Source organism: Leptotrichia wadei (assembly GCF_007990445.1).
Classification (GTDB): Bacteria; Fusobacteriota; Fusobacteriia; order Fusobacteriales; family Leptotrichiaceae; genus Leptotrichia; species Leptotrichia wadei_A.
On the sequence record NZ_AP019841.1, the window covers coordinates 1,130,802 to 1,148,738 of the forward strand.

The window sequence follows — 17,937 nt, forward strand, 5'->3', positions numbered from 1 at the left end:
TTTTTGAATAAAAATTTTTAATTTAAATAGTCTACAAACTGTTTTAGATTTTCAAAGACATTTTCCTTGTCAACATTAAATTCAGCGACTTTTGAGTTAGGAATTTCTTTTGAAATAGCTTCAGCACTTTGTTTTGGAAATTGAGGTTGAACTAAGATTGTAGTTACGTTATGTTCTTTTGCTTCGTCAATAATTTCCTTTATTTGCTGTGCTGATGGTTCTTTTCCTTCCTGCTCGATTGAAATTTCTTCAATGGCATAATTTTTTAGGAAATAGTTTAATGCAGGATGATAAATCATAAATGATTTTTTAGTTTTTGAAGCCATTTTTTGTGAAAGTTCTGCTTTTACTTGATTAAGTTCTGTAATGAAAGCGTTGTAATTTTTTTCAAAAGTTTCTTTTTTATCTGGATAAAGTTTTGACAATTCATTTTTTATATTTTCAGCAACTTTAGGCATCATATCAAGCGAAAACCAAACATGTGGATCAATTCCTTCATGTTCTTCATGCTCGTGTTTTTCATTTTTCCCATGTTCGTGCTCATGTTCATGGTCATGATCTCCTTTGATAAACAAGTTTTTATCAACACCATCTAAAACATTAACAATTTTATTTTTATCACTCAAACTATCAGAAATAGTTTCTTCAAATCCCAGCATATCATAAGTAAAAAATACTTTTGAATTTTCCAAAATTTTCAAGTCTGAAGGTTTGGGTTCAAATAACTCATGATTCATATTTGGCTGCACAATTGAAATAACTTCAAAATCATCTCCTGCAATTTTTTGAGTGAGCCATCTCAAAGGTGGTACGCTTGTTACAATTTTTTCCCTTGTTCCTGCAGTTCCTTGCTCTTTTTTAGTTTCTGATTTATTTCCGCAAGAAAAAATAAACAGAGCTGATAATAAAAGTAATGATAATAATTTTTTCATTTTAATTCCTCCTATATGTATTTTGTAAATCATAAATTTAATCACAATCGTTGCATTTTCCTTTAAAAATAGAAAGATGTGACAATAGTGAAAAGCCTCGTTTTTTTAATTCGCTTTTTTCCTTTTCTGTTTCTTCATTTGAAAATTCTGGCACAGTTTCAATATGCTTGCAAGAATCACAAATAAAAAAATTGGCATTTTCTTCCTTAAAGTAACATTTTTCATTTTCAAAGTCAAACGAAAAAATATAATTATTTTTCTCTAAAAATTCCAAAGCCCGATAAACTGTCGATAAGTCAAAATCTACTTTTGATTTTAAAAACTTGGCATTTATTGGAGTGTCTGAAGACTGTATAAGATTAAGTATTTGTTGCCTTTTCTTAGTTAATTTCATAATAACATCTCCTAATAATAAAAAACGTTTTTTATTTCAATAAATTGCAAATCATTCGCAAAATATAATTTATTATATATTAAAAAAACCTATTTGTCAAATGAATAGGTTTTCATATATTTTATAAAAAACTTCAGATTATACGGACTAAAAAATTATTGTTCTGTCATTATAATAACTTTTCCATTAGCACTATTTGATTCTAAATATTTATGTGCCAAAGAAATCTCATCTAATGTAAATATTTTTGAAATGCATGGTTTAATATTATATTTTTCAATAAATTCAAACATTTCTTTTATTGTATCTTTATTGACATTTGTACTATCAAATGAAGTTAAATATGACTCTGAAATAATATCAACCAATGGCTCAAAATCTTCAATTATCCATCCTCCAAGACATCCTGTCATACAGACGATTCCACCTTGCTTTACTGATTTTAGTGACGATTTCAAAGTTGGTCTTCCAATTAATTCTAAAACTTTATCCACGCCATCTGGGAATAATTTTTTCAAATTTTCATCAAAATTTTCATTCCCAACAATTACTTCATCTGCGCCTTTTTCCTTCAAAAACTGCTCTTTAGATGCACTTCTGCTCGTAGCGATAACTCTCACATTGATAGCTTTTGCCAACTGAATAGCTGCTAATGCCACCGACCCTGTTCCACCTCGAACTAAAAGTGTTTCTCCTTCCTTTAATTTCAAACTTTTAAAAAGTGAGCCATACGCTGTATAATAAAGTTCTGGATACGCTGCAATTTCTGACCAGAAAATATTTTCTTCTGTAATTTCCAAATTTTTTGAAAATTTTTCTTTTAATTGCTCCTTATTTTTTAACTTGATATTATCAATATTCTTGAAGAAACTTTTTTCATTAGGCAATCTATAAACTTGATTTTTCGGAATCAAAATATATTCTGCATAACTTCCGTCAAATTCTCTTCCCATGCCATTCATCATCGAAAAAACTTTGTCACCTTTTTTAAAATCGCTGTTAGCTGGATCTTCCACAACGCCAACACATTCAATTCCAATTACTCTTGGAAGTTTTACCGATGGCGAATCTCCTTGACGAGTAAAAATTTCAGCTCTATTTATTCCAAATGCTTTTATTTTCACAAGAATCCAATCTTTTTTCACTTCTGGAATTGGAACATTTTTTATTTTCATTTCTTCAGCACTACACGGTTTTTCAAGCACCATTGCTTTCATAAATCTTAACTTCCTTCCTTTTGTTTTTTTTATTTTTAAAACATTTTATCATTTTTATAAAAAATATTTGACTTTTTAATTACTATATGGTAATATAAATTTACGATATAGTAATATTTTTATGTGAATATATTATCATATAGTAATAATTTTGTAAAGGAGGAAAATACTATGAAATCAAACTCTGGATTTTATATAAGCAGAATAAAACAAGTAAATACTAGACTTTTGAATAAATTTTTGGCACAAAAAAATATAACGGCGTTTAATGGGGAACAAGGTCGAATTTTGCATGTGCTTTGGGAAAATGATGGGATTAGTAATAGAGAATTGTCGAAAAAATCTGGTCTTGCTATGAGTTCACTTACAACGATGCTTGAACGGATGGAAGAAAAAAAATTATTGATACGAAAATTTTGCCCGACTGATAAACGGAAAAGTTTAATTTTTTTAACGGATTATGCTAAATCTTTGAAAAGTGAATATGATGAAATTTCTGACAAAATGACTGAAATCTCTTTTGAAGGAATTTCAGATGAGGAGAGATTGGCTTTTGAGGCGACTTTAGAAAAAGTTTTGTATAATTTTGAAAAAGCTGAACAGGAATTTAATAAAAAATAATTTAAAATACTGAACAAAATTTGAAATTTATAAAATTTATAAAAATTTATTTGGTATTTAACTGGAGGTAAATGAATGATAGAATTTATCAATGTTGGAATGACTTATCCAAATGGGAATGTTGGATTAAAAAATATAAACTTGACTATAAAGGAGTCTGAAATTACGGTTTTTATTGGACCGTCTGGGAGCGGGAAAACTACGCTTTTGAAAATGATTAACCGGTTAGAGGATAATACGACTGGGGAAGTGAAAATTAATGGTAAAAATGTGAAGGATTATAATATTCACAAAATGCGTTGGGATATTGGATATGCTTTGCAGCAAGTGGCACTTTTTCCGCATATGACGGTTGAAGAAAATATTGCGATTGTGCCTGAATTGAAAAAATGGAAGAAAGAAAAAATTGATGCGAGAATTAATGAGTTATTAAATATGGTTGGGCTTGAGCCTGAAAAATATCGAAAGAGAAACCCTTCGGAATTGTCTGGTGGAGAAGCACAAAGGGTTGGAATTGCAAGAGCTCTAGCTGCTGATCCAAAAATTATTTTGATGGACGAACCATTTAGTGCATTAGATCCCATCACTCGTGCAAATTTACAGGAAGATGTGAAAAAACTTCAGAAACAAATTCACAAAACAATTGTTTTTGTAACTCACGACATTGAGGAAGCATTTTTATTGGGGGATAAAATTTGCATTATTCAAGATGGCGAATTAATTCAATCTGGAACGAAACATGAAATAATATCAAATCCTAAAAATGATTTTGTGAAAAAATTTATAGCTTTTAAAAAGAAAGAAGGTGAAATTTATGAATAAATTAATTTTGACTTTTTTAGAAAAAAAAGACGAACTTTTTAGTGGAATTGTGGAGCATATTCAAATTTCTTTTATTGCACTAATAATCGCTCTAATTATCGCCATTCCACTAGGAATTTATTTGAGCTATCATAAAAAATTAGCAAATATTGTTATTGCGATTAACGGCGTTATTCAAACTATACCATCTTTAGCAATTTTAGCACTTCTAATTCCTATTGTTGGAATTGGGAGAAAACCTGCTATAATCGCCTTAATACTTTATGCTCTGCTTCCAATTTTACATAATACTTACACTGGAATTACTGGCGTGGATCCAATGTATATGGTAACTTCAAGAGCTTTAGGAATGAATAAATTTCAGCAACTTTCAAAAGTTCAGCTTCCACTGGCTATGCCTGTAATAATGACAGGAGTTAGAACGGCTGCAGTTTTAATTATTGGGACTGCCACATTGGCTTCACTTGTTGGAGCTGGAGGACTTGGAAAGTTGATTTTACTTGGTCTTGATAGGAATAATAACTATTTGATTTTGTTAGGAGCAATTCCTGCCGCTTTACTTGCGATTTTATTCGATTTCATCTTTAAGCAATTGGAAAAATTGAGTATCAAAAAAATATTAATTTTCCTAATTTTAATCACATTTGCGTCTCTTTTTGGGTCAATTAGCAGTTTTAATAATACAAAAAAAGACAAATTGATAATTTCTGGAAAACTTGGTTCTGAGCCAGAAATATTGATAAATATGTATAAAATTTTGATTGAAGAAAATAGTAAACTTGGCGTTGAGTTAAAACCTGGACTTGGAAAAACTTCATTCGTATTCAATGCTTTGAAAAATGGCGATATTGATATTTATCCTGAATTTTCAGGAACTGCCGTTTTCACTTTCTTGAATGAAACTCCTGTGAATAATAATGCTGAAGATGTTTTTAATCAAGCACAAAAAGGAATGGAAACTAAATTTAAAATGGTTATGTTAAAACCTATGAAATATAATAATACTTATGCAATCGCTGTTAGCAAGAAGTTTGCTGATGAAAATAATTTGAAGACGATTTCTGATTTGGCGAGAGTGAAGGATAAGATAAAAGCTGGATTTACAAGAGAATTTAATGACCGTGAAGATGGTTATCCTGGACTTAAAAAATTGTATCAGTTTGAAATTCCGAATATTAAAGAGTTTGAGCCAAAACTCCGTTATGTTGCTGTTCAAAGTGGCGATATTAATTTGGTTGACGCATACTCTACTGATCCTGAACTTGCTCAGTATAATATGGTCATTTTAAAGGATGATAAGCATTTATTTCCGCCATATCAAGGTTCTCCAATGATGCGTGAGGAAACTTTGAAAAAATATCCTGAATTGAAAAAGATTTTGGAAAAATTGAGTGGAAAAATTTCAGATGAAGAAATGTCGACAATGAATTATCGTGTTTCTGTGAAAGGTGAGAAAGCGGAAGATGTTGCTAGAGAATATTTGAGAAATGCTGGAATTATTAAAAAATAAATATAAAATTAGAAAATTAATTAAAAAAATTAGCCAAGTGAAAATTTGGCTTTTTTTTATGAAAAAATCAAATTTATTTTCTTATTTGTTTATTTATTATGACAGATTATTGTTTAACAATACAAACAACAAAGATTAAAGATTATAGAAGAAATATCAATATTAAATTTTTTAATTTTTTATAATATAATTAAATTATCGGACGTTTATATTTATAAAATATATAATACAGATATTCATTATATAATATATATCATTATATAATATATATATAATAGACTTGTTTGGAAACTTCTAAAATTTAATAAAACGAATATTCTGAAACAAGGGGTCTTAACCCCTTGTGGAAATAAAAAATTTAGGTTGTCGAACAGGTCTAATATATTATTATTTATTATTTTATTTCTCTTAACACTAACTAACAAAATAATATTTTTTCTGTCTGCTTAAATTACAATATAAATGCTGATTTTCATATAATAAATAAAAAGATCACAGTAGATCAGATAGACAGAAGTGAAAAAAATGTAAAAATAATTAATAATAAAAGAAAAAATGACAGTCTTAATAAATTATAGTTCCTATTTTCTTAATTTACAAGATTGCCATTTTTGAACTTAAATAGCAGTAGAGAGAGTTAATATAGAACTGCCATTTAAGTTGTGAATATCAAAGATTATATATTTGTTAGCATTAATTAGTTTAGTATGATCATGTTAGAGTAATTAACTTTTTAATTTAAAGGTGCATTATCAGGTCTAGGTCCTTTAGGTCTATGATTTAACATTTCTATTAATTTAGTTGCTTCATCTTTTGTAACTTTTCCGCTATTTAATGAATCTGTTAATGATTGAATTTCTGTGTCAGTCAATCTTTTTGGGGCATCTTTTGGCTTACATTTATCATTTGGCTTGTGAGGGCCTCTTCTATCTAGCATTTTTGCAATTTCAGCTCCTTCAGCCTTTGTAATTTTTCCATTGTTTAATTTTGCCTTTAATTCTTCAATTTTAGCTGGGTCAGGTTTTTTTATAATATTTCCATTTTCATCTACAAGATTTCCATTTGAATCTTTTTGCAATTTATGTGGCGGTCTACATTCATCATTTACTGTGTTATTTGTTGTAGGTGCTGTTCTGGTAATATTATTTGCTGTTGTACCTGCAAAGATTGATAATGATGTTAATAAAGCGATTCCTAAAATTTTCTTTTTTCCTATTTTCTTCATAATAATTCCTCCAATTTATTTGTAATTTTATTTTTTATGTCCTTTCCTTATCGACAAGAATATAATATCAATAAATTTTGACAAAATTATGTAAAATTTGTGTCTTTTTTGTGAAGTTTTAAATTTTTTTTACTTTGATAATAATAAGCCAATATAATTGAATAAAAAAGATTTTTTTAGTATAATTAACCAAATAAAGTATTCTAAATGTATGTGAAAGGAGAAAATTATGTTAAAAAATGCAAAAAAATTATATGAAAAATATAAAAAAATAAAAATTACAGCAGAAGATCTGAAAAAAGCTGGAAAATTGAAAAATAATTTGGGAGCAGTTGCAACGAAATTTGAACTTCTTGTGAGAATGGTGAAATCAGATAGAAGAGAAGAATTTAAGATTCCAACAATGGATAAGGTAAAAATTGTGGGAGCAATTATTTATGTTATTTCAACAATTGATGCAGTGCCTGATATTTTGCCAATTATTGGATTTGGTGATGATATTGGTGTCGTAGTTTATGTGATTTCTAAATTAGGCAACTTAATTTCTGAATATGAAAAATTTGAAATGCAAATGCAAAAGGAAGAAGAAAAAAGTGAAAATACTGATTGGGATAACCTGAGAGTTGTTAGTGAAGATAAGATTAATAATGAAAAGAAATATTTTTCAAAAATTTTTTTATCATAAGAGAAGAAATTGATAAAAATATTAAATAAAAATGAGAGAAAGTTTCCATTAATACATTAATAAAATAACACATAAAAAAGAAAAAAGTATAAAGTAGTAATGTTTTTGTTTGAGTTAATTAGAAGTAAGTTGAAAAAAATGGAGATAAAGCGGCGAGAAGCGGAGTGGGGAAAGAAAATACAATAATTGATTAATGTTATTATTTTTTAAAATTATTTATTTAAAATAAAATTATCGGACGTTATTATTTATTTATATTATTATATTATTATTAATTATTATATACAAATAAACCACTTCATTAATCATATTGTTACTATTAATATATAATAACTTATACAATAGAAAATAACAAATGAAAAAATATAAAAATTAACATATAAATAAAATTAAGGAAAGGGAACAACAAATAACAAATGAAAAAAGAAAACTTTTTAAAACAATTTCCGAAAGAGCAGGAATATTTGGCTAGTAAATTATATAATTATTATGAAATTGCACAAGATTATGAAATTATTAGTTTTACAGAAGAATTTTATACACCGAATTTTTGGAAGAAATTAGGGAAGAAATTTGGAGGAGTGAATATTATTTGTGATGGAGTTTTTGAGGATAGTGATAGAAGACAGATTGCATTTGTTCCTGATGGTTTTGTAGATGGTAATAATAATTTTGGATTTGAGAATAATGAGAGTGACTTTGAAAATTTTAGAATTAATCGAAATGAACTTCAATTTCCAAATAAATTGTTAAAAATATCAATAGATTCAAGATTTCGAGAGTATTTGCATAAAGATTTTTTGGGAAGTCTCATGGGGCTCAATGTAAGAAGAGAACTTATGGGGGATTTGATTCTTGAAAATGATAAAAAGAAATGGATTTGTGGATATATTCCAGTTTCTGAAAAAATTTCAGATTATATTGTTTCAGAGTTGAAGCAGATTGGGAAGGTGGCTTGTGAAATTGAGATTGTGGATGTTAAAAATAAAAACGATCTTCCTAAGTATAGATATGATGATAAATTAATTACAGTTCCATCAAAGCGGTTAGATAGTATAGTTTCGACAATCACAAATTTATCTCGTACAAAAGTGATTGATCCGATTGAAAAGGGAAAAGTTTTTGTTGATTATGTGGAAGAAAAAGATAAATCTAAATTGCTTGAAATTGGGAGTTTAATTACAATTAGAGGGTTTGGGAAATATAAATTGTTTTTGGATAAAGGGGAAACTAGGAAGGGGAAGGAACGGATACTTGTAAAAAAATATATTTGATTTTTTATTTAAAATATAATATATTGGAAATTATTCTATTTTATTCCAAAAAATTAAATTATTTGTAGAGTAAAAATTTTAGAGGAAATTAAATTTAAATTTTTATATAGTAAAACTGACTTAAAACTGAACTCAAAAATTATGACTATAGATTTATATAATTTTTATCAGTTCTATTTTAAATGGATTTGAGTATAAAATAAATAATATAACTTCAAAATAATTGAGATTATATTTGTCTATAGTCTAAAATAAAAAAATAAATAAGAAAGAAGGTAAAAAAATGAAAGATGTAACACCAAAAAATAATTTAGAAATATTAATAAAATGTTTGGGAATAGCGATTGGGATTGTGGCTGTGATTGCGTTGCTGAAATTGGCACTTAGAATATTTTTATCCGTTGCGATATGGATAATTTCGATTACTTTAATATTGTTTATTTATCAAAAATTTAATGACAGATATTGAAAAAATTTATAGGAAGGGAATTTTAAATTGAAGATGGAAAATATAAATTTTTTGAAAAATCATGTGATGAGCTTGATAGAATATGAGCCTGAATTAACTGAAAAAATTGAAAGTATTTTGGAAATATTGTTAAAGGCGGAAGCAAAAAATTTGACAAATAGGAAGTCAAAGGTGCATTTGTCAGCAAGTGCGGCAGTTTTTAAAAATGAAAAATGCTATTTTATAAGACATCCTTATTTAAAAACAATTTTGTTGCCAGCGGGGCATGTGGAAAATGAAGAGATGCCTTTGGATACGGCTATTCGTGAGTTTTTTGAAGAAACGGGATTTAGTGCTGTGATTGATAAGAAGATGAAGAACTTTGGGCTAATTGATGTTAATGTGATTGAGATTCCTGAAAATCCTTTGAAAAATGAGGGTGAACATATTCATATTGATTTTCGGTATAAGCTTTTGTTAGATGAAAAAAGAGAGAGACAGGAAGCTGAATTGGAATGCTTTTTACTGGCTGAAGATGAGGCTAGTGAGGAATTTAAAAGATATTATAGGTATTTATAAATTGTAAATTTTTGAATTAGTTTTTATTAGATTTGTTCAGAAATAAAATTCAATCAAAGTAAATAAATACATAAAAACTTCCTTTTTTTGCGATTATATGGTAAGATAATTATATAACAAGATAAAATAATAAAATAAAAAATAATGCATGTGGAAAGTGAGGTAGATTGTGAAAAATTATATAAAAAATTTGAGCAAGAAAGACTTAATATTGTTGGATATACGTAAAATGTATGATTCGTATGGGTATAAAAGGATTTCACTTCCTAGTTTTGAGGAATATGATTTGTATAATGAAAACAAGGATTTTATTGATAGAAATGTTTTGACTGTGATGAGTCCAAATGGGAAGTTATTAGCGTTAAGGCCCGATATTACATTGTCAGTCGCTAAGAAAATTTCTAAGGATCAGTCTTTGAAATATAGTAAAATTTATTATCAGGAAAATACATATAATCTGACAAAATATGTTGGATATGAGGAAGATGAACAGTTAGGGATTGAGCTGATTGGGAAAGAATCTACATTTTTGGATTTTGAAATTGTGGATCTTGCAATAAAGAGTTTGGATATTATAAATGAAAAAAGTATGATTACTTTGTCACATGCTCGATTTATTTCTTCGATTTTTGATAATCTTAATTTGGAATATGAAGTAAAGGAAGAAATTTTTGATTGTATAAATAAGAAAAATAGTCATGATATAAGAAAGATATTGGAAAATAATAAATTTATTTCTGAAAATGTGAAACAATTGATTTATAAAATTCCTGAATTATCTGGAGATTTAGAGGATATTGAAAAAGAACTTTTGAAATATGAAGTGAATGATGATATAAAGAAAATTTTGCTTGAACTTAAACAATTAAATAATTTACTGTTTAAATTTCATAAAAAATCAAAAATTGTATTTGATTTTTCTATCATAAAAAATTTAAATTACTATAATGGAATTATTTTGCAAGGATACATTGAAGGATTTCCAAATGTGATTTTGACTGGTGGAAGATATGATAAATTATTTGAAAAATTTGGAGTTGACACAGGAGCAGTTGGATTTGCGATTTTAACTGATAGTTTGAAGGGTTATTATAAAGATGAAGATAAAAATGATTTTGAAATATTGATTGCTTATGATAATAGTGATTTTGAAAAATTGGTAGAAATTGTAAATGATTTTCAAGAAAAAGGACTTAGAGTGAGAACCGAAAATATTGAAAATTTCAAAGAAAATGATAGCGAAATTTTTAATTATGATGAAAAATATTTATTTAAAAATGGAAATTTAATTAATGAAAATGTAAAGAATGAAAGGAGCTTTTATGATAAATATTGCTCTTCCTAAAGGAAGATTAGGGAATAAAGTATATGATTTATTTGAAAAAATAGGTTATGAAAGTTCAGAAATAAAGGAAGATAATAGGAAACTGATTTTTGAAAATCGAGAAAAAAATGTTAGGTTTCTTTTGGTAAAACCGTCAGATGTTGGGGTTTATGTTGAAAAGGGGAGTGCAGATATTGGAGTTGTAGGAAGAGATGTTCTGCTTGAGGAAAATCCTGATATTTATGAGTTAATGGATTTGGGATTTGGTAAATGTAAATTTGCGATTGCTGGGCCTGTGAATTTTAAGGAAAATTTTGATAAACCATTGGTGGTAGCGACAAAATATTTAAATGTTTCAAAAAGATATTTTGATTCAATTAATAGAGATGTGGAACTTATAAAACTAAATGGTTCTATTGAAATAGCACCAATTTTAGGACTTTCTGATGTAATTATGGATATTGTTGAAACTGGAACAACTTTAAAGGAAAATAACTTGAAAGTATTGAAAACTATTGAAGATATAAGTGCTAGATTTATTGCTAATAAGTCAAGCTATAGATTTAAAAATGAAGAAATAGAAAAAATTGTTAAAAGTATAAAAGAAATTTTATAAAAATAGTTAGTGTTATTTCTATTTACTATAGTACAATTTAAAAAATTTATGTTTTTAAAATAAAAAATGAAATGGAGTGATCTATTATGATTAAAACTATAAAATATTCAAAAGATGTTGATTTGGAAAAGGAACTTGCTAGAAGCCAGTTTTCTTATGATGATGTGAATGAAACTGTGGAAAACATCTTGAAAGATGTTAGAGCAAGAGGAGATAAGGCTTTGATTGAATATACTGAAAAATTTGATGGAGTGAAACTAGAAAATTTGGAAGTTACAGAAGAAGAAATTAAAAAGGCTTTTGATACGATTGATAAGGAATTGCTGGAAGTTATTCAATATTCTCACGATAATATTAAAAAATTTCACGAAAAGCAAGTTAGAAATGATTTTTTAATACGACAGGAAAATGGAGTAGTTTTGGGGCAAGTGGTTAATCCTATTGAAAAAGTTGGACTTTATGTTCCAGGGGGAACAGCTGCATATCCATCAACTGTTTTGATGAATGCAGTTCCAGCAAAAATTGCTGGATGTAAGGAAATTGTAATGGTGACACCTCCAACAAAAGATGGAACAATTTTGCCGTCTCTTTTAGTTGCTGCTAAAATTTCTGGAGTTGATAGAATCTTTAAAGTAGGTGGAGCTCAATCAATAGCTGCTCTTAGTTATGGTACAGAAACTGTTCCAAAAGTTTATAAAATTGGTGGACCAGGAAATATTTACGTTGCAATGGCTAAGAAAATGGTTTACGGAGAAGTTTCAATTGATATGATAGCTGGGCCAAGCGAAGTATTAATTATTGCTGATGAAAGTGCAGATCCAGTTCATACAGCGGCAGATTTATTATCACAAGCAGAACACGATAAATTAGCAGCTAGTATATTGGTTACAACATCACAAAAATTAGCAGATGAGGTAGCAGTAGAAGTAGAAAAACAACTAAAGGAATTACCTAGAGAAGAAATTGCCAGAACTTCAATTGAAACTCAAGGTAGAATTATAATTGTAGAAAATATGGATGAAGCAGTTTTGGTAAGTAATTTTATAGCACCAGAACATTTGGAATTAGCAGTAGATAACCCTTTTGAATTATTGCCAAGAATAAAAAACGCAGGTTCAATCTTTATGGGACATAATACACCTGAACCAATTGGAGATTATTTGGCAGGTCCAAATCACACATTACCAACAAGTGGAACAGCTAAATTTTCATCACCTTTATCAGTAGATGACTTCATTAAAAAATCTTCGTTTATTTATTATTCTAAACAAGGATTAGAAGAAGTCAAAGACAAAGTAATTAAATTTGCTGAAAATGAAGGACTTACAGCACATGCTCGTTCGGTTTCTAAAAGATTTGAGAAATAAAATTAATTGTAAAAAAATAAATAATTACATAATTTATTATCTAAATTTAAATTTAGAAAAGATATTAGCGATAATTTAATAATAAATTATATTGGCTTTGATTAGATTTAGGTTAGATTAGAAAGGAAAAATTTTAAAAATGAAAAAAATATTTTTGGGACTATTTATTTTAGGAACACTTGGAATGGCTCAGCAAAACTATGAAGTTTATGTGAAAAATGGGGTTAAAATTTCTCAAAGTGAAGCGGATAGAGATAGCAAAGAGATTGATAAAATTATTAATGATAAGATTATTTCAAGATATAACAACGAAGGAAAAAAAGTTATAATAGGAAAGGCAAAAGAACTTTACAATAAATACATGGACGCATTAATGGACAACATAGTACAAAATTCTCCAAAAAATCAACGGCAAATATTTAAAGAATTTTTAAGCAGACTTACTGGAATTATATCACAAAATGGTTTTGATACACTTGATAAAATGGACATTTCTATCAAGGAAATTTCATTTTTGAGTAAAAATAAAGCTAAAGTTAGTATATCAATTAAATATAAAGATATAAATGATATTGACACTGATGAAATTATTGAAGAAGCATTAAAAAAATCTGGTATTACCGATAAGGAATTGGACCATTTTGAAAAAGTTAGTAAAGCAAAAATTGATAAATTTTATGAATATCTTGAAAATAAAATAAAAGAAGAAATAAAGGATTCCGATTATAGTGAAAGTACTACAGAAATGGAAATTGAAAAAGTTGATGGAAAATGGCAAGTAAATTTTGATTATAATGATTTGATAAATGAGACATTAAAAAATTTGGAAGATAGTTTTGAAAGTATGAAAAATGACATTGACGATTAATAAGGAAATTTATCTGAAATAATAGATAAAGTAAAGAAAAAAATAAAGAGGGAGAAATTGTAAAATGAGCAAATTTTGGAATGATAAAATAAAGGAAATAGAGCCTTATGTTCCTGGAGAGCAGCCGAAAGACAAAAAATATATTAAACTTAATACAAATGAAAATCCTTATCCACCGTCAGAAAAAGTTATAGAAAAAATAAAGTCTATGAATTTGGAAGATTTGAAACTATATCCAGATCCAGATGTTTCAGAACTTAGAAAAGTGATTGCTGAATATTTTTCGAAAAAAATTGATGAAAGAATTACAAAAGAGCAAATTTTTGTGGGAAATGGTTCAGATGAAGTACTAGCACTTATTTTTATGACTTTTTTTAATAAAGGAGACAAAGTTTATTATCCTGATATAACTTACAGCTTTTACCCTGTTTATGCAGATTTATTTGATTTAAAAGAAATAAAGGTTCCTTTAAATGAAAATTTTGAAATTGAAATTGAAAAATATTTTGGACTTGATGGACATATAATTATTACAAATCCAAATGCACCGACTTCGATTGCATTAAAATTGGAAGAAATTGAAAAAATTGCAGAAAAAAATCCTAATCAACTTATTGTTGTAGATGAGGCTTATGTTGATTTTGGTGCGGAAAGTGCTGTGAAATTGGTGAATAAATATGATAATGTTTTTGTTGTGCAGACATTTTCAAAATCTCGTTCATTTGCAGGAATGCGTCTGGGATATGCGATTGGTTCGGAAAATACAATAGAAGGGCTTAACAGGCTAAAATTTTCGTTTAATTCATATACGATTGACAAAATTTCAATTGAAGCTGGAATTGAGTCATTTAAAGATGATGATTATTTCATAAAAATTAACGCTAAAATTATTGAAACACGGAAAAAAACTGTAAAAAAATTGAAAGAATTGGAATTTAAAGTGCTAAATTCAAGTGCTAATTTTATTTTTATTTCTCATAATAAAATTTTTGCAGGAGATTTGTATAAACAGCTAAAAGATAATGGAATTTTGGTTAGATATTTTGCAAAAGACAGGATTGATAATTATTTGAGGGTTACAATTGGTACGGATGAGGAAATGGGAATTTTTATTGAGAAATTGGAAGATTTGCTGTAAAAATAATGTAAATTAAAAATAAACTGAATATGCAAGGGGGTAATTCCCCTTGTCAGAATACTGATTAGATCAGAGCCAGCTTTCGTAATAATCTACAAAACCTTTTATAATTTCTTTTCTTGTCTGAGTATATTTATCTTCTATCCCACCATTTTCCAAACTATCAATCCATTCGCTATCAATCATAGTTCCAACATTCATATCAATACCATATTTTATTTTTTCTAATAATGGAATATCCGAAACATCGCCTAAGCAATACAAATATCCACACAATACACGTAGACATTCGGAACTATCATAAAATTTGCTTTCTCTTTCTGTAATTGCTCTTTCGAATTCTTTATTTAGAAGAAAAATTATTTCATTTTTATCAATTTTATCAAAATCAAAACCTAATTTTCTTATAAAAAATTCAGCTCTTTCTTCAGCATAAAGTACATTTTTAGCTTCATCGTAAAGCATATTTTCACCTCCTATATTTTATAGAATACATTAAATTACTCACTAAATTATACCATAATTTTTAATTAATATGTCAAAATAAATTTCTTATTTTTTGTTAATCTTGAAAAAGATAAAAAAATAGATTATACTATTTATAAATAAATTTGCAATGAAAGGATAAAGTTATGAGAAAATCTAAAATTGAAAGAAATACATTTGAAACAAAAATAAAAATTGAATTGAATATTGATGGGACTGGGAAATATGAAAATAGTACAGGAGTTGGTTTTTTGGATCACATGCTTGACTTGTTTGCAAAACATGGAAGATTTGACTTGAAGGTTTATTGTGATGGAGATACACAAGTTGATGATCATCACAGTACAGAAGATATTGGGATTGCGCTTGGAAAATGTTTTTATGAGGCTTTGGGAGATTTAAAAGGTGTTAAGAGATATGGGAACTTTCTTTTGCCAATGGATGAGGCGTTAACATTGGTTGCAGTTGATTTGAGTGGGAGATATTTTTTGAATTTTGATGTAAATATTCCGACTGAAAAAGTAGGAACTTTTGATACTGAATTGGTGGAAGAGTTTTTTATTGGATTTACACGGCATTTGAATGCAACGTTGCATATAAAGAATATGGCAGGGAAAAATTCACATCATATAATTGAGTCAATTTTTAAAGGAGTTGCTAGGGCCTTGGCAGAAGCAGTGAGTATTGATGAGAAATATAGGGATGAGATTCCTTCGACTAAGGGAGTTTTGGTTTAATCAAATTTATTAACAGTTTCAAATGATTTTGAAAATAGTGATGTAATGATAGTGATGAGAATTTTAATAATACACTGATAAAAGCAAAAGTAACAAATGAAAAAATGGATAATAAGGAAAACTTGAATAGGAGGGGTTAAAATGAAAATACAAAAAGAATTATTTTCACGTCAAGATAAAGAATACATGAAATTTTTAAGTAAATTGACGCCAAATGTATCGGAGGATACAATTATCGGAGTGAGAATTCCTGAAATAAGAAAATTGGCTAAAAAATTGGTAAAGAATAATGAATATGAAGATTTTTTGAAGGAGTTGCCACATAAATATTACGATGAGAATTTGTTGCATGGAGCAATTATTTCAGAGAACAAAGATTTTGAGAACTGCATTGAATTGCTTGATAATTTTTTGCCATTTATTGATAATTGGGCGGTTTGTGATACGATTTCTCCAAAAATTTTTAAAAAGCATAAAAAAGAACTGATTGAAAAAATAAAGGAATGGTCTCAATCGGATAAAACTTATACTTGCAGGTTTGGTGTAGAAATGTTGATGACGCATTTTTTGGATGAAGACTTTAAAAAGGAATATTTGGAAATGGTAGCGAATATTCATTCTGAGGAGTATTATGTGAAAATGGTAGTTGCTTGGTTTTTTGCAACTGCACTTGCGAAACAGTGGGATTATGCGGTGATTTATTTAGAAAATAATAGATTGGATGTTTGGGTGCATAATAAGACGATACAGAAGGCCCGAGAAAGTTTGAGGATTTTGGAAGACAAGAAGGGGTATTTGAAGGGATTGAAAAGAAAGAAAGAAGGAGAATTAATTTAATGAAAATCACAAAAGTTATGTTTATAGGATTGATTTCTTTGTTGTGTTCAATAAATTCATTTACAAATACAAATTCTGAAAATGATTTTAAAAAGTATGTACTAGAAAAATTAGAAGAAATAAAAAAAATTGATATTTATAACAATGATACGACTACTAAATATCAAAATAGGTATGAAGAAAATTCAAAAAGGTCTGGCTTAAAAAAATTTATAATTGATAATTTTCCTGAAAAAAGTAGCGAATTATTAGAAAAAAATAATGAAAGTTGGGATGCTGTTTGGAAAAACAATATTTCTTTTCTTGATGATTTAGAAATAAAATATGGCTTTAATACGAATTTGTATGAATTTTATAGAGAAGAAGATAATAAGACAATAAAAAAATTAATGGAGTTAGCTATAAAATTAAAAAACAAAAAAAGTTTATCTTTTGATCAATTGAGAAAGTCAAAAGAAGAATATGAAACAGAGAATAAAAAAATGAATGATAAGTATACTGAATTACATGATTTAATGGGAGATGAATATATAAATTATGGTGGAACGATTGGTTATGGATGCTATCCTAGACATTATTATAGCAATTTAGAAAATTTTCAAGAAAAATGGTTAAAATTTAGGGAAGATGAAGCATTATTTTATTCTGAATTGGAAAATAAAAAAGATGAGAAAATTTATTTTGGAAAACTTTTTGAAATAACAAAAAAACAGAACGAATACTTTGAGGATATTATAAATAATATAAAAAAAAGCGATAGATATAAAGAAGAAAAATATATAAAAGACAAAATATTGAAATTTGGGAAATAAAACGAATACTAGTAAAAAAGATTATGCAATAGACAAGGAGAAAAA

20 protein-coding genes are annotated in these 17,937 nt (G+C 27.5%); 15 read left to right on the forward strand and 5 right to left on the reverse strand.

The features are described 5' to 3' along the window. Positions 1-17: 17 nt before the first annotated feature. The 3 genes from FVE74_RS05390 to FVE74_RS05400 form a co-directional block, all read right to left on the reverse strand. On the reverse strand, positions 18-932 hold the full coding sequence (locus tag FVE74_RS05390) for a metal ABC transporter substrate-binding protein (protein WP_147003571.1): 915 nt from the start codon (positions 930-932) through the stop codon (positions 18-20). Between the two features lie 37 nt (positions 933-969). Beyond that, on the reverse strand, positions 970-1,326 hold the full coding sequence (locus tag FVE74_RS05395; protein ID WP_147003572.1) for a Fur family transcriptional regulator: 357 nt from the start codon (positions 1,324-1,326) through the stop codon (positions 970-972). 155 nt (positions 1,327-1,481) lie between these two features. Next, positions 1,482-2,543, reverse strand: a complete 1,062-nt coding sequence (locus tag FVE74_RS05400) for a zinc-binding alcohol dehydrogenase family protein (protein ID WP_147003573.1) — start codon at positions 2,541-2,543, stop codon at positions 1,482-1,484. A 171-nt stretch (positions 2,544-2,714) separates the two neighbouring features. Between FVE74_RS05400 and FVE74_RS05405 the strand changes: the two genes are divergently transcribed. From FVE74_RS05405 to FVE74_RS05415, 3 genes are all read left to right on the forward strand, one after another. Continuing rightward, positions 2,715-3,164: a MarR family transcriptional regulator gene (locus FVE74_RS05405; protein WP_147003574.1), complete on the forward strand. Its 450-nt coding sequence runs from the start codon at positions 2,715-2,717 to the stop codon at positions 3,162-3,164. A gap of 75 nt (positions 3,165-3,239) precedes the next feature. Further along, positions 3,240-3,986, forward strand: a complete 747-nt coding sequence (locus tag FVE74_RS05410) for an ABC transporter ATP-binding protein (protein ID WP_147003575.1) — start codon at positions 3,240-3,242, stop codon at positions 3,984-3,986. Then, positions 3,979-5,496: an ABC transporter permease/substrate-binding protein gene (locus FVE74_RS05415; RefSeq protein ID WP_147003576.1), complete on the forward strand. Its 1,518-nt coding sequence runs from the start codon at positions 3,979-3,981 to the stop codon at positions 5,494-5,496. The genes FVE74_RS05410 and FVE74_RS05415 overlap by 8 nt, the downstream gene beginning before the upstream one ends. Positions 5,497-6,229: 733 nt before the next feature. Here FVE74_RS05415 and FVE74_RS05420 read toward each other — a convergent pair. Next, complete coding sequence (locus FVE74_RS05420; RefSeq protein WP_147003577.1) at positions 6,230-6,721, reverse strand: hypothetical protein; 492 nt, start codon at positions 6,719-6,721, stop codon at positions 6,230-6,232. Between the two features lie 229 nt (positions 6,722-6,950). Between FVE74_RS05420 and FVE74_RS05425 the strand changes: the two genes are divergently transcribed. From FVE74_RS05425 to hisC, 9 genes are all read left to right on the forward strand, one after another. Next, positions 6,951-7,406 carry a YkvA family protein gene (locus FVE74_RS05425; RefSeq protein ID WP_147003578.1) on the forward strand — a complete coding sequence of 152 codons (456 nt, stop codon included), beginning with the start codon at positions 6,951-6,953 and terminating at the stop codon, positions 7,404-7,406. Positions 7,407-7,822: 416 nt separating this feature from the next. After that, on the forward strand, positions 7,823-8,680 hold the full coding sequence (locus tag FVE74_RS05430) for a YlmH/Sll1252 family protein (protein ID WP_147003579.1): 858 nt from the start codon (positions 7,823-7,825) through the stop codon (positions 8,678-8,680). Between the two features lie 283 nt (positions 8,681-8,963). Then, positions 8,964-9,149, forward strand: coding sequence for a hypothetical protein (locus FVE74_RS05435; RefSeq protein WP_147003580.1), 186 nt, complete (start codon positions 8,964-8,966; stop codon positions 9,147-9,149). A 33-nt stretch (positions 9,150-9,182) separates the two neighbouring features. Then, entirely contained in the window at positions 9,183-9,707 is a 525-nt protein-coding gene (locus FVE74_RS05440; RefSeq protein WP_232054106.1) for an NUDIX domain-containing protein, read from the forward strand. Positions 9,708-9,876: 169 nt separating this feature from the next. Next, entirely contained in the window at positions 9,877-11,052 is a 1,176-nt protein-coding gene (locus FVE74_RS05445; protein WP_147003582.1) for an ATP phosphoribosyltransferase regulatory subunit, read from the forward strand. Next, complete coding sequence (gene hisG / locus FVE74_RS05450) at positions 11,030-11,647, forward strand: ATP phosphoribosyltransferase (protein ID WP_147003583.1); 618 nt, start codon at positions 11,030-11,032, stop codon at positions 11,645-11,647. The genes FVE74_RS05445 and hisG overlap by 23 nt, the downstream gene beginning before the upstream one ends. Before the next feature lie 86 nt (positions 11,648-11,733). Then, a complete protein-coding gene (gene hisD / locus FVE74_RS05455) occupies positions 11,734-13,014 on the forward strand; it encodes a histidinol dehydrogenase (protein ID WP_147003584.1) in 1,281 nt (426 codons plus the stop codon). A gap of 139 nt (positions 13,015-13,153) precedes the next feature. Further along, positions 13,154-13,882, forward strand: a complete 729-nt coding sequence (locus tag FVE74_RS05460; protein WP_147003585.1) for a hypothetical protein — start codon at positions 13,154-13,156, stop codon at positions 13,880-13,882. Between the two features lie 64 nt (positions 13,883-13,946). Next, on the forward strand, positions 13,947-15,020 hold the full coding sequence (gene hisC, locus FVE74_RS05465; RefSeq protein WP_147003586.1) for a histidinol-phosphate transaminase: 1,074 nt from the start codon (positions 13,947-13,949) through the stop codon (positions 15,018-15,020). A gap of 69 nt (positions 15,021-15,089) precedes the next feature. Here the strand turns inward: hisC and FVE74_RS05470 are convergent, their stop codons facing one another. Continuing rightward, a complete protein-coding gene (locus FVE74_RS05470; RefSeq protein WP_147003587.1) occupies positions 15,090-15,485 on the reverse strand; it encodes a hypothetical protein in 396 nt (131 codons plus the stop codon). Between the two features lie 167 nt (positions 15,486-15,652). Between FVE74_RS05470 and hisB the strand changes: the two genes are divergently transcribed. The 3 genes from hisB to FVE74_RS05485 all read left to right on the forward strand — a co-directional run bounded on the left by hisB (position 15,653) and on the right by FVE74_RS05485 (position 17,892). Then, entirely contained in the window at positions 15,653-16,243 is a 591-nt protein-coding gene (gene hisB, locus FVE74_RS05475; protein WP_147003588.1) for an imidazoleglycerol-phosphate dehydratase HisB, read from the forward strand. A 141-nt stretch (positions 16,244-16,384) separates the two neighbouring features. Further along, positions 16,385-17,080, forward strand: coding sequence for a DNA alkylation repair protein (locus tag FVE74_RS05480; RefSeq protein ID WP_147003589.1), 696 nt, complete (start codon positions 16,385-16,387; stop codon positions 17,078-17,080). Next, positions 17,080-17,892 carry a hypothetical protein gene (locus FVE74_RS05485; protein WP_147003590.1) on the forward strand — a complete coding sequence of 271 codons (813 nt, stop codon included), beginning with the start codon at positions 17,080-17,082 and terminating at the stop codon, positions 17,890-17,892. Before FVE74_RS05480 ends, FVE74_RS05485 begins: the two co-directional genes overlap by 1 nt. Positions 17,893-17,937 lie beyond the last annotated feature (45 nt).